This is a genomic window from Burkholderia sp. BCC1993 (assembly GCF_905339865.1).
GTDB lineage: Bacteria > Pseudomonadota > Gammaproteobacteria > Burkholderiales > Burkholderiaceae > Burkholderia.
Genome location: NZ_CAJPGZ010000023.1, coordinates 56784 through 69322, shown reverse-complemented (window position 1 = coordinate 69322; position 12539 = coordinate 56784). Strand labels below are relative to the sequence as shown.

Below are 12539 nucleotides of genomic sequence, written 5' to 3'. Positions count from 1 at the left end.
GCCCGGCGCTCAGTGCGCGCGATAGACCATTGCCACTTGGGTCGCGCTTGCCGTCGCGCGCCGACCGTGGCGCGTATGCAGGCTTACGCGGCGGATCGCGTGCGCGTGTCGCGTCGCGGTAGCGCCGCCTTTCCAGTTGACGACGCGAGTACCGCTGCGCGCGCGCACCGCCGGTGCGTGCCGCGCGACCGTCGTTGCCGTGCGTCCGGTCATGTGTCGGCTCGTGCCGGCATAGCCTGCTCGATCGGTTGCGTCCAGCCGGTCAGCGGCGGCAAGCCGATCGGTGTCGAGCGCCGGGCGGTCGGCCGGATGAAACGCATAGACGGGCGCGGGCACGACCGGCAACGTCAGCGCATCAGCTGCATGCAGACTGGCGTCGTTTGCCGCTGGCCGCGGCGCGCCCTGGCCGCGACAGACCGGGTCGGCCTTGCACGTCCGGTCGAACGTCACATAGCCGCCGACCAGCAGCACGAGGGTCAGGATGCTCAGCAGCGGCGCGCTCGACGCGCTCGGCCGCCGGATCGCCGCGCTGCGCACCGCGGCGCCGATGCGCGACGACCATGTCGGGACGGCGAGCGCGTCGTGCGGAGGAGCGGCCGGCGCGGCCTGCGCTTCGTCGCTCCGGTTGCTCTGGTCGCTCGGTTCGCTCGGTTCGCTCGGTTCGCGCAGCGGCGCGAACGGCCAGTCCCCCAGTCCGCAGACGGGGCACTGCTCGGTGGCGCGGAATGCCATGAAGCCGCATTGCCGGCAGCGCTGGCTGACGGCATCGCGCGGCTCGGCGTGCAGGTTCAGTGCGCCGCGCAACGTGTCGCGCGTGCGGACTTTCCGGATGGGCAGGACTTGCATGGTCGTTGCTACCTCGTCTGTCGTTGCCGCCGCGCGAGCGTCCCGAGGGTCTGCATCGCGTCCTCGACGGCAGGGGTCCACGGCCGGCCGTAGTTCAGCCGGACGTAGCGGTGAAAGGCGCCCGTCATGGAAAAAATCGGCCCGGGCGCGAGGCTGACGCCGCTTTTCATCGCGTCGCCGAACAACTGCATCGCATCCACGTGCGGCGGCAATTCGATCCACAGGAAATACCCGCCGCGCGGGGCATGCACCGCCGTGTCGGGCGGGAAGTGCGCGCGGACGGCCGCCAGCATCTGCGCCTGGTGCGCGGCCAGGTTGCGGCGGAGCCTGCGCAGGAAGCGGTCGTACGCGCCGTCGAGCAGGTAGCGGGATACGGCCATCTGCGCGGGCACATCGGCCGCCGGTGCGCTCGCGTTCTTCACCTGCCTGATCTGCTTCACGTAGCGTCCGGCCGCGACCCAGCCGACCCGGAAACCGGGCGCGAGGCACTTCGAGAACGACCCGCAATGCAGCACCAGCCCGCTTTCGTCGTACAGCTTCGCGGGCCGCGTGGGCGTCGGGCCGAAGTGCAGTTCGCCGAACACGTCGTCCTCGATCAGCGGCACGCGGTGCGACGCGAGCAGGTCGATCAGCGCGCGCTTGCGCTCGTCGGGCAGCGTCGCGCCGGTCGGGTTGTGGAACGAGGTCATGAACCAGCATGCGCGCACCGGATGCGTGTCGAGCGCGTCGGCGAGCGCATCGAGATCGAGGCCGGTGCGCGGATCCACCGGAATTTCGATGGCCTTCAGATGCAGCCGCCGCACGGCCTGCAGTACCGCGTGGTAGGCCGGACGTTCGATCGCGACGATGTCGCCGGGGCGCGTGAGCGCCTGCAGGCTCAGCGTCAGCGCTTCGGCCGCGCCGGTCGTGATGACGATCTCTTCCATCGGCAATGACGCGCCCGCGTTCAGGTAGCGGAGTGCGATCTGGCGGCGCAGCGCTTCATGGCCGGGCGGCAGTCCGGCCAGCAGTTTCGTGCGGTCCATGTTGCGGGCCGCCGCCGCCGCATACCGCCACAGGCTGCTCATCGGAAACAGCGAATAGCTCGCGAATGCGGAACCCAGCGGCACGATGTCGTCGAATTTGAGCGAGTCGAGCAAGCGGAACAGCACATCGTTGTCGCCGGGCTGCGACGCGGCCGGTTTGCGCGGCGTGTCGTGACCCGCGCGCACGCGCTTGTCATCCAGGTTCGCAACGAAATATCCGGAGCGCGCACGCGCGGTGATCAGGCCCTCGCTTTCGAGCTTGTAGTACGCACGAAACACGGTGGATGGACTTACACGGTAAGCGCGGCACGCTGCGCGCACGGTCGGGATACGCGCGCCGGGCCCGAGGTCGCCACGCCGGATCGCGTCGCCAATCGTCTGAGCGAGCGCCGCATATCGCTTCATGCCTGCCCTCCGGCCGATCGCGGCCGTCGTGAAAAAAGAGTAGCACGGCCTCCGCCGCGTTCAATCCCGCCCTCAAACGTTGATTCGCCTGTCGCTGATCCGGTTGTTTTCGATTCACTTTGAGCCTTTTCTTCAGACGAGCGAGCAGGCATTCTGCGCAAGTTTCATTCCCGATGCGTGATCGATACCGCGTTCGCGCCCTCCGATGGCGGATCCGTGATCCCCGTGCACCGTGTGCGGGACCGGGGCCGCTGTGTCCTTACCTTACCCGGAAGCAATCAGCGTGAAATCGAAGTTCCTCGCTGCGGGCCTCGTGGCCGGCATCGCTCTCAACCTGTCCAGCGGTGCCGCCGAAGCGGCCTGCATCAGCAATCCCCCGACTCAATCCAACGCGTCGTTTCCCGCGGCGCTGACCGGCAAGCTCGTCTATCACAGCTACGTCAACTACGGCGACGGCACGAGCCAGCTGTTCCTGTACGATTTTTCGGCCCATACGCTCACGCAGCTGAGCAAGAGCGGCTGGGGCATCACCGATCCGATGAACGGCGTGTTCAGCCCCGACGGCAAGTGGCTCGCGTTCATGGGCATCAGCAACGGCGCATGGAACGTGTTCATGCTGCAACTCGGCGCCGGCACGCCGCCCGTCAACCTGACGAACAGCACCGGTGCGACGCGCAACGAAGATCCGAAATTCAGCGCCGACGGCAAGACGCTCGTGTTCAAGCAGAACGGCGACGTGAAGCAGGGCACGCTGTCGTACACGAGCGCGGGCCCGGTGTTCACGTCGGTCGTGAGCCTGACGAACGCACCGGCCGGCGCCGAATATTCGATGCCGTTCCTCGCGCCGGACGCGAGCGCCGTCTACTACGCGACGGGCACCGGCTCGAACATGGGGCTGATGAAGCGCACGATCGCGACCGGCGCGACCGCCACGTTCGATCGTCCGGCCGGTCTGCAGACCTACTATCCGATCGTGCGCGGCGACGGCATGGTGTTCTATGCGCGCTGGAAAGACAGCGGCGGGGCAGACCAGATCTATTCGAAGACCGCGGACCCGGCGTCGACACCGAACGCGTTGTCGCTCAACGACTGCGTGAGCAACAACTCGGACCCGGCGCCGGTGAGCGGTACGAACTACCTGTTCTTCTCGTCGACGACCGCGGGCGGCTACCAGCTCTACGTCGGCGACGTGACGACCGGCCAGCGCTGGAGCCTGTCGCAATTCGGCGTGAATGCCGACACGACCAAGGCCAAGCTCGGCTCGAGCTACTACGGCGGCCCGGCCGCCGCGCAGCCGACGCTGCTGTCGCAAGGTCGGCCGGCTGCTGCGTCGGCGAGCTACAACACATCGCTGACGGCGGACAAGGCGTTCGACGGCAACACGACCAGCACGCGCTGGGATTCGCCGGAAGGCACGGGCGTCGATCCGCAATGGATCTCCGTCGATCTCGGCGCGGTGAAGAAGATCAGCAGCGTCGATCTCTACTGGGACGCGGGCGCGCTCGTGTACCAGATCCAGACGTCGAACGACAACGCGAACTGGACGACGGTCTACTCGACGAACAACGGCGTGTCGTACGGTCACGTCACGCTGCCGAACCTGAACGCGCAGGGGCGCTACGTGCGGATGCTCGGTACGAAGCGGGCGACGCAGTGGGGGTACTCGCTCGACGAAATGCAGGTGTGGGGATCGTAAGCACCAGCAAAAAGCGGCCTTCGAGGCCGCTTTTTTTATCGCGCAACTCGAGCGTCACGCATGAATCACATGCGCCGGATACGCCGGCGCGGATGTCGCCGCGCCCTGCGCGAGCGGCGCGACCTGCTTGCGGCGTTCGCGCGTCGGCGCGACGCCGAACGCATCGCGATAGCTCTTGCTGAAGTGGCACGCTGACTGGAAGCCGCACGCCATCGTGATGTGCATGATCGACATGTCGGTCTGCAGCAGCAGCTCGCGCGCGCGGCGCAGCCGCAGCGTCAGGTAATAGTGCGTGGGCGTCATCCCGAGGTGTTCGCGGAACAGGCGCTGCAGCTGACGCTGCGACATGTTCGCGAGCCGCGCGAGCTCCTCGCGCGACAGCGGTTCCTCGATGTTGTTCTCCATCAGCGAAATCACTTCGAACAGCGACTTGTTCGCCGAGCCGAGCCGCGCGACGAGCGGCATCCGCTGTTGCGCGCTCGTGTCGCGCACGTGCTCGACGATGAACTGCTCGGCGATCTGCGTGACGCGCGGGGTGCCGACCCGCGCGGCGATCAGGTTCAGCATCATGTCGAGCGGCGCGACGCCGCCCGTGCACGTGATGCGATCGCGGTCGACCACGAACAGTTCCTTCAGGAAGCGCGTGTCCGGAAACTCTTCCTTCAGCGCCGACATGTTTTCCCAGTGGATCGCGCACGCGTAGCCCGCGAGCAGCCCCGACTTCGCGAGCGCATAGGTGCCCGTGCACAGGCTGCCGAGCGGAATGCCCGAACGCGCAAAGCGGCGCAGCGTCGACAGATGGGCGGGCGTGGTCGCGCGCTGCACGTCGACGCCGCCGCACACGAATACGATATCCGGCTGCCCGACGCACTCGGCCGGGCCCGTGTCGACCGTGAGGCCATTGCTCGCCGTGACCGGGCCGCCGTCCGGGCTGATGATCGACCAGCGGTAGAGCGGCTGGCCGCTCAGGTAGTTCGCCATCCGAAGCACCTCGATCGCATTGGTGAACGCGATCATCGTGAAGTTCGGTAAAGGCATGAACGCGAAGTGGGACAGCGACGCTGTGCGGTCGGGCGACATGGGGAGCGTTCCTTGAATCTCTAATAGCTTTTGGCCCGAGGCACGGATCGAGCTTCGGTATTGTGGGAGCGAGCGCAACAACCGTGCCATACGGCTAAACCCTAGCTCCATACGTTGTATGGGCGCGGGGCGAATGCTGCACTGCACCGTAAGCGGGCTGCGCTGCACCCGGGACGCGCAGCACAGGCACCGGTGAAGTGCCTGTCCATCGGTGAAATCGCGAGTGCACTGCACACGCCGGTTTGCCTGGTCATCCCAAAAAGCACGACCGGTCACTTGTACAAAACGGACGCGCATGGCGGAAAAGGTAAAGAACGCGTCTAAATTCATCAATCCGTCGAAAATCCGAACGACAAGAATAGAGCCGTCGGCAGCCTTGCACTGGATGCGCTGGAAACCCAGGTATGGCGGGCCTCGAGCTTCGGTTTCACGCCCTTTATTCTTCGTCACGGACGCACTATGTCGAACACCCAGCCTTTCTTCTCGCAGCCCCTCGCCGAGCGCGACGCGCCGGTGCGCAGCGCCATCCTGAAGGAACTCGAGCGCCAGCAGTCGCAGGTCGAGCTGATCGCGTCGGAAAACATCGTGTCGCGCGCGGTGCTGGAGGCCCAGGGTTCGGTGCTGACCAACAAGTATGCGGAAGGCTATCCGGGCAAGCGTTACTACGGCGGCTGCGAATTCGCGGACGAGGTGGAGGCGCTGGCGATCGAGCGCGTGAAGCAGATCTTCAACGCCGGCTATGCGAACGTGCAGCCGCACTCGGGCGCGCAGGCGAACGGTTCGGTGATGCTCGCGCTCGCGAAGCCGGGCGACACGGTGCTCGGCATGTCGCTGGACGCCGGCGGCCACCTGACGCACGGCGCGAAGCCGGCGCTGTCGGGCAAGTGGTTCAACGCCGTGCAGTACGGCGTGAACCGCGACACGATGCGGATCGACTACGACCAGGTCGAGGCACTCGCGCTCGAGCACAAGCCGAGCCTGATCATCGCCGGCTTCTCGGCGTACCCGCGCGCGCTGGACTTCGCCCGCTTCCGTGCGATTGCCGACAGCGTCGGCGCGAAGCTGATGGTCGACATGGCGCACATCGCGGGCGTGATCGCCGCCGGCCGCCATGCGAATCCGGTCGAGCACGCGCACGTCGTCACGTCGACCACGCACAAGACGCTGCGCGGCCCGCGCGGCGGCTTCGTGCTGACCAACGACGAAGAGATCGCGAAGAAGATCAACTCGGCCGTGTTCCCCGGCCTGCAGGGCGGCCCGCTGATGCACGTGATCGCCGGCAAGGCCGTCGCGTTCGGCGAAGTGCTGCATGCGGACTTCAAGACCTACATCGACAACGTGCTCGCGAACGCGCAGGCCCTCGGCGAAGTGCTGAAGGCGGGCGGCGTCGACCTCGTCACCGGCGGCACCGACAACCACCTGCTGCTGGTCGACCTGCGCCCGAAGGGCCTGAAGGGCGCGCCGGTCGAGCAGGCGCTCGAACGCGCGGGCATCACCTGCAACAAGAACGGCATTCCGTTCGACACCGAGAAGCCGACCGTCACGTCGGGCATCCGCCTCGGCACGCCGGCCGGCACGACGCGCGGCTTCGGCGTCGCGGAGTTCCGCGAAGTCGGCCGCCTGATTCTCGAAGTGTTCGACGCGCTGCGCGCGAACCCGGAAGGCGACCACGCGACCGAACAGCGCGTGCGCCGCGAGATTTTCGCGCTTTGCGAGCGCTTCCCGATTTACTGATCGATCCCCCCACAAGACCAGACACACGAGCGAGAGCAGATATGAGCACGCTGCATCAGGACAGCATCATCATCGACGGACTGAACATCTCGAAGTTCGAGAAGCCGGTGTTCGAGGACATGCGCCGTGGCGGCATCACGGCCGCGAACTGCACGGTATCGGTGTGGGAGAACTTCACCAAGACCGTCGACAACATCGGCGTGATGAAGCAGAAGATTCGCGAGAACGGCGAGCTGCTGACGCTCGTGCGCACGACCGACGACATCTTCCGCGCGAAGAAGGAAGGCAAGACCGGGATCATCCTCGGCTTCCAGAACGCACACGCGTTCGAGGACAACCTCGGCTACATCGAGGCGTTCGCCGACATGGGCGTGCGCGTCGTGCAGCTTTGCTACAACACGCAGAACCTGGTCGGCACCGGCTGCTACGAGCGCGACGGCGGCCTGTCGGACTTCGGCCGCGAAGTGATCACCGAGATGAACCGCGTCGGCATCATGGTCGACCTGTCGCATGTGGGCGGCAACACGTCGTCGGAAGCGATCGCGTTCTCGAAGAAGCCGGTGTGCTACTCGCACTGCCTGCCGTCGGGCCTGAAGGAACATCCGCGCAACAAGAGCGACGCGCAGCTGAAGGAAATCGCCGACGCCGGCGGCTTCGTCGGCGTGACGATGTTCGCGCCGTTCCTGAAGCGCGGTATCGAGGCGAACATCGACGACTACATCGAGGCGATCGACTACGTCGTGAACCTGATCGGCGAAGACGCAGTCGGCATCGGCACGGACTTCACGCAGGATTTCGCGAAGGAATTCTTCGACATGCTGACGCATGACAAGGGCCGCTATCGCCAGCTGACGAACTTCGGCAAGGTGATCAACCCGGACGGCATCCGCACGATCGGCGAATTCCCGAACCTGACCGCGGCGATGGAACGCCACGGCTGGAAGGAGTCGCGCATCCGCAAGATCATGGGCGAGAACTGGGTGCGCGTGTTCAAGGACGTGTGGGGCGCGTAAGCACCCGCCGAGCCGAACCGCCACCCGCGATTCAACACTAGAACAATCGGGACGTGCCGGCGCCTGTCGCGCTGGCACGCGGACGATGTCGTGCCTGCGCCTGAGCCGCGCGGCCAATTTTCCTCACGGAGTCACCACGATGCAACCGCAACTGCCGATCAACGTCGATCCCGATACCGGCGTCTGGACCACCGACGCGCTGCCGATGCTGTACGTGCCGCGCCACTTCTTCACGAACAACCACGTTGCCGTCGAGGAAGCGCTCGGCGTCGAAGCGTATGCCGAGATCCTCTACAAGGCCGGCTACAAGTCCGCCTACCACTGGTGCGACAAGGAAGCGAAGCTGCACGGCCTCACCGGCATGGCGGTGTTCGAGCACTACCTGAAGCGCCTGTCGCAACGCGGCTGGGGCCTGTTCTCGATCATCGAGGCCGATCCGGCCAGCGCACGCGCGAAGATCGAGCTGCGCCACTCGTCGTTCGTGCTCCAGCAGCCGGGCAAGGAAGGCAAGCTCTGCTACATGTTCGCGGGCTGGTTCGCCGGCGCGATGGACTGGGTCAACGACACGACGCCGGAAGGCAAGGGCGCGCCGCGCGCGCAGTCGAAGGAAGTGCAGTGTGCGGCCGAGCACCACGACCACTGCGTCTTCGAAGTGTCGCCGATCGCGCACTGATGCGCTGACCCGACGACACAGCTACAACCAACACCCGCAACACGAGACATTCGAACGCCAGAGGTCGCCTGCGATGCGTTATCCCCACCTGTTCAAACCCATGCAGCTGAACCAGCTGACGCTGCGCAACCGGATCGTCAGCACCGCGCACGCGGAGGTGTATGCCGAGCCGGGCGGCCTGCCGGGCGACCGCTACATCCGCTATTACGAAGAGAAGGCGAAGGGTGGCGTCGGCCTCGCGATCTGCGGCGGCTCGAGCCCCGTGTCGATCGACAGCCCGCAGGGCTGGTGGAAGTCGGTGAACCTGTCGAACGACAAGATCATCGACCCGCTCACGCGTCTCGCCGACACGATGCACAAGCACGGCGCGAAGATCATGATCCAGGCGACGCACATGGGCCGCCGCTCGTCGTTCCACGGCGAGCACTGGCCGCACCTGATGTCGCCGTCGGGCGTGCGCGAGCCGGTGCACCGCGGTAACGCGAAGATCATCGAGATCGAGGAAATCCGCCGCATCATCGGCGACTTCGCGGCCGCCGCGAAGCGCGTGAAGGCAGCCGGCATGGACGGCATCGAAATCTCCGCCGCGCACCAGCACCTGATCGACCAGTTCTGGAGCAAGCGTTCGAACCACCGCACCGACGAATGGGGCGGCAGCCTCGAGAACCGTCTGCGCTTCGGCATCGAAGTGCTGACGGCCGTGCGCGAAGCGGTCGGCAAGGACTTCTGCGTCGGCCTGCGCATGTGTGGCGACGAATTCCACGAGGACGGCCTCGATCACGAAGCGCTGAAGGAAATCGCGCAGGCGATGTCGGAGACGGGCCTGATCGACTACCTGAGCGTGGTCGGCTCGGGCGGCGACACGCACAACACGATCGCGAACTGCATGCCGCCGATGGCGCTGCCGCCGGAGCCGTTCGTGCACCTCGCGGCCGGCATCAAGTCGGTGGTGAAGATTCCCGTGATGCACGCGCAGAGCATCCGCGATGCGGGCCAGGCCGAGCGCCTGCTCGCGAACGGCATGATCGACCTGGTCGGCATGACGCGCGCGCAGATCGCCGATCCGCACATGGTGATCAAGATCCGCGACGGCCGCGAGGACGAGATCAAGCAGTGCGTCGGCGCGAACTACTGCATCGACCGCCAGTACAACGGCCTCGACGTGCTGTGCATTCAGAACGCGGCGACGTCGCGCGAAGCGACGATGCCGCACATCATCGAGAAGTCGCGCGGCCCGAAGCGCAAGGTGGTGGTGGTCGGCGCGGGCCCCGCGGGGCTCGAGGCCGCACGCGTCGCGAAGCTGCGCGGCCACGACGTGGTGCTGTTCGAGAAGAACACCGAAGTGGGCGGCCAGGTGATGATCGCCGCGAAGGCGCCGCAGCGTGAACAGATGTCGGGGATCATCCGCTGGTTCGACATGGAAACCAAGCGTCTCGGCGTCGACCGGCGCCTCGGCGTCGCCGCCGACGAGAAGATGATCATGGCCGAGAAGCCGGACATCGTCGTGCTCGCGACCGGCGGTTCGAGCTTCACATGGCAGGTGCCGGCGTGGGGCGTGGCCGAAGGTCTCGCCGTCAGCTCGTGGGACATCCTGACGGGCAAGGTCGAGCCGAAGCAGAACGTGCTGCTGTTCGACGGCGTGAGCACGCACGCGGGCGCGGGCGTGGCCGACTTCATGGCGAGCCGCGGCTCGAAGGTCGAGGTGGTGACGCCCGACGTCAAGGTGGCCGACGATTGCGGCGGCACGACGTTCCCGATCTTCTATCGCCGCCTGTATGCGCTCGGCGTGATCCCGACGCCGAACACGATGCTCGATCGCGTGTATGAGGAAGACGGCAAGATCATCGCCGTGCTGCGCAACGAATACACCGAGGAGCTGGAAGAGCGCGCGGTCGACCAGGTGGTGATCGAGAACGGTTCGTCGCCGAACGACGAGCTGTACTGGAAGCTCAAGCCGGAATCGGTGAACCGCGGCCAGATCGATCCGCACACACTGTTCGCGGCCGAGCCGCAGCCGTGCCTGTCGGAAGAACTGGGCAACGGCCGCTTCCTGCTGTTCCGTGTCGGCGACTGCATCTCGATGCACAACGTCCACGGTGCGATCTACGACTCGCTGCGCCTCGTCAAGGATTTCTAAAAAATGAATCCGGCTTTCCTCATTACCGCACTGCTGTGGCTGTCGGTGGCGGGGCTCGCGTTCGCGGTCGCGAAGCGCTCGTCCTACTGGCGTCTCGGGCGCGCGACGGCGCCCGGCTCGTTCGGCATCGCGAACCTGTTCGCGATCCCGAAGCGCTACTTCGTCGACCTGCACCATGTGGTTGCCCGCGATCCGTACATCGCGAAGACCCACGTCGCGACCGCCGGCGGCGCGATCGCCGCGCTCGCGCTGGTGTTCGTCAACTACGGCCTCGCGATCTACTCGCCGTGGCTCGACAAGCTGATTTTCCTCGCGGCGCTCGCGATGCTCGTCGGCGTGGTGTTCGTCTGGCGCCGCCGCGCGGCGAAGGACGTGCCGGCGCGCCTGTCGCGCGGCCCGTGGAACGCGCTGCCCTGGCTGCTCGGCTCGTTCGCGCTCGGCCTCGTGCTGTTCATGGTCGTGCCGACCGGTGCGATGTCGGGTGCGTTCGCGGTGCTCTGCGCGCTGCTGATCGGCGCCGGCGCCTTCACGATGACCGTCGGCGCCGCGAAGGGCGGCCCGATGAAGCATGCGATCGCCGGCCTGCTGCACCTCGCGTTCCACCCGCGCCAGGAGCGTTTCGCGGCGACCCGCGATTCGTTCACGGGTAACGGTACGGCCACGCCGCCGACCGCGCTGAAGCTGCCGGACATCGCGCACGAGGAGTATGGCGTCGCGAAGCCGGTCGAATTTCGCTGGAACCAGCTGCTGAGCTTCGACGCGTGCGTGCAGTGCGGCAAGTGCGAAGCCGCGTGCCCCGCGTTCGCGTCGGGCCAGCCGCTGAACCCGAAGAAACTGATCCAGGATCTCGTCGTCGGGATGGCGGGCGGCACCGATGCCGCATACGCCGGCAGCCCGACGCCGGGCCTCGCGGTCGGCCAGCATCGCGGCGAGCCGAACGGCCCGATCGTGTCGGGCCTGATCGAGGAGCAGACGCTGTGGTCGTGCACCACCTGCCGCGCGTGCGTGCAGGAGTGCCCGATGCTGATCGAGCACGTCGACGCGATCGTCGACATGCGCCGCAACCGCACGCTGGTGCACGGCACGGTGCCGGGCAAGGGCCAGGAAGTGCTCGCGAACCTGCGCGAGACGGGCACGATGGGCGGCTACGACACGGCTGCACGTTACGACTGGTCGGTCGACCTGAGCGCGCCCGTCGCGCAACCGGGCAAGCCGGTCGACGTGCTGTTCGTCGCGGGTGAAGGCGCGTTCGACATGCGTTACCAGCGCACGCTGCGCGCGTTCGTCAAGGTGCTGAACAAGGCGGGCGTCGATTACGCGGTGCTCGGCGGGACCGAGACCGACACCGGCGACGTCGCACGCCGCCTCGGCGACGAAGCGACGTTCCAGCAGATGGCGAAGCGCCTGATCGGCACGCTCGGCTCGCTGTCGTACAAGCAGATCGTGACGGCCGACCCGCACGTGATGCACAGCCTGCGCAACGAATACCGCGCGCTCGGGCTGCGCGTGACGGTCAAGCATCACACGACCTTCCTCGCGGAGCTGGCCGACAGCGGCAAGATCGCGCCGAAGGCGGTCGAGTCGCTGCGCGAGAAGCGCACCACGTATCACGACCCGTGCTACCTCGGCCGCTACAACGGCGAGACGGAATCGCCGCGCAAGCTGCTGAAGACGATCGGCATCCAGGTCGTCGAGATGGAGCGCAACGGTATGCGCGGCCGCTGCTGCGGCGGTGGCGGCGGTGCGCCGCTGACCGACATCCCGGGCAAGCAGCGTATTCCCGACATCCGCATCGCCGACGCGCGCGCCATCGGCGCGGACGTGGTCGCGGTCGGTTGCCCGAACTGCACGGCGATGCTCGAAGGCGTCGTGGGCCCGCGCCCCGACGTGCTCGACGTGGCCGAACTCGTTGCCGCCTCGCTGGAGTGAA

General features: G+C 66.6%; 9 protein-coding genes. 6 read left to right on the top strand and 3 right to left on the bottom strand.

The features are described from left to right. Positions 1-9: 9 nt before the first annotated feature. Both U4Y91_RS32055 and U4Y91_RS32050 read right to left on the bottom strand, forming a co-directional pair. The gene (locus U4Y91_RS32055) at positions 10-846 is read right to left on the bottom strand and encodes an ATP-dependent serine protease (RefSeq protein ID WP_321808416.1); all 837 of its coding nucleotides are present in this window, start codon (positions 844-846) and stop codon (positions 10-12) included. An 8-nt stretch (positions 847-854) separates the two neighbouring features. Further along, positions 855-2276: a PLP-dependent aminotransferase family protein gene (locus U4Y91_RS32050; RefSeq protein ID WP_321808415.1), complete on the bottom strand. Its 1422-nt coding sequence runs from the start codon at positions 2274-2276 to the stop codon at positions 855-857. A 283-nt stretch (positions 2277-2559) separates the two neighbouring features. On the opposite strand from U4Y91_RS32050, the gene U4Y91_RS32045 reads away from it, so the two are divergent. Then, positions 2560-3972 carry a discoidin domain-containing protein gene (locus tag U4Y91_RS32045; protein WP_321808414.1) on the top strand — a complete coding sequence of 471 codons (1413 nt, stop codon included), beginning with the start codon at positions 2560-2562 and terminating at the stop codon, positions 3970-3972. A gap of 54 nt (positions 3973-4026) precedes the next feature. Here U4Y91_RS32045 and U4Y91_RS32040 read toward each other — a convergent pair whose 3' ends face one another. Further along, positions 4027-5142, bottom strand: coding sequence for a GlxA family transcriptional regulator (locus U4Y91_RS32040; protein WP_321808480.1), 1116 nt, complete (start codon positions 5140-5142; stop codon positions 4027-4029). 369 nt (positions 5143-5511) lie between these two features. Between U4Y91_RS32040 and U4Y91_RS32035 the strand changes: the two genes are divergently transcribed. The 5 genes from U4Y91_RS32035 (at position 5512) to U4Y91_RS32015 (ending at position 12538) form a co-directional block, all read left to right on the top strand. Next, positions 5512-6786, top strand: coding sequence for a serine hydroxymethyltransferase (locus U4Y91_RS32035; RefSeq protein ID WP_321808413.1), 1275 nt, complete (start codon positions 5512-5514; stop codon positions 6784-6786). A 41-nt stretch (positions 6787-6827) separates the two neighbouring features. Further along, positions 6828-7799, top strand: a complete 972-nt coding sequence (locus U4Y91_RS32030; RefSeq protein ID WP_006756079.1) for a dipeptidase — start codon at positions 6828-6830, stop codon at positions 7797-7799. A gap of 139 nt (positions 7800-7938) precedes the next feature. Beyond that, positions 7939-8472, top strand: a complete 534-nt coding sequence (locus tag U4Y91_RS32025; protein WP_006488993.1) for a DUF5943 domain-containing protein — start codon at positions 7939-7941, stop codon at positions 8470-8472. 73 nt (positions 8473-8545) lie between these two features. Continuing rightward, complete coding sequence (locus U4Y91_RS32020) at positions 8546-10609, top strand: NADH:flavin oxidoreductase (protein ID WP_321808412.1); 2064 nt, start codon at positions 8546-8548, stop codon at positions 10607-10609. A gap of 3 nt (positions 10610-10612) precedes the next feature. Then, the gene (locus tag U4Y91_RS32015; RefSeq protein ID WP_321808411.1) at positions 10613-12538 is read left to right on the top strand and encodes a (Fe-S)-binding protein; all 1926 of its coding nucleotides are present in this window, start codon (positions 10613-10615) and stop codon (positions 12536-12538) included. Position 12539: the final 1 nt, after the last annotated feature.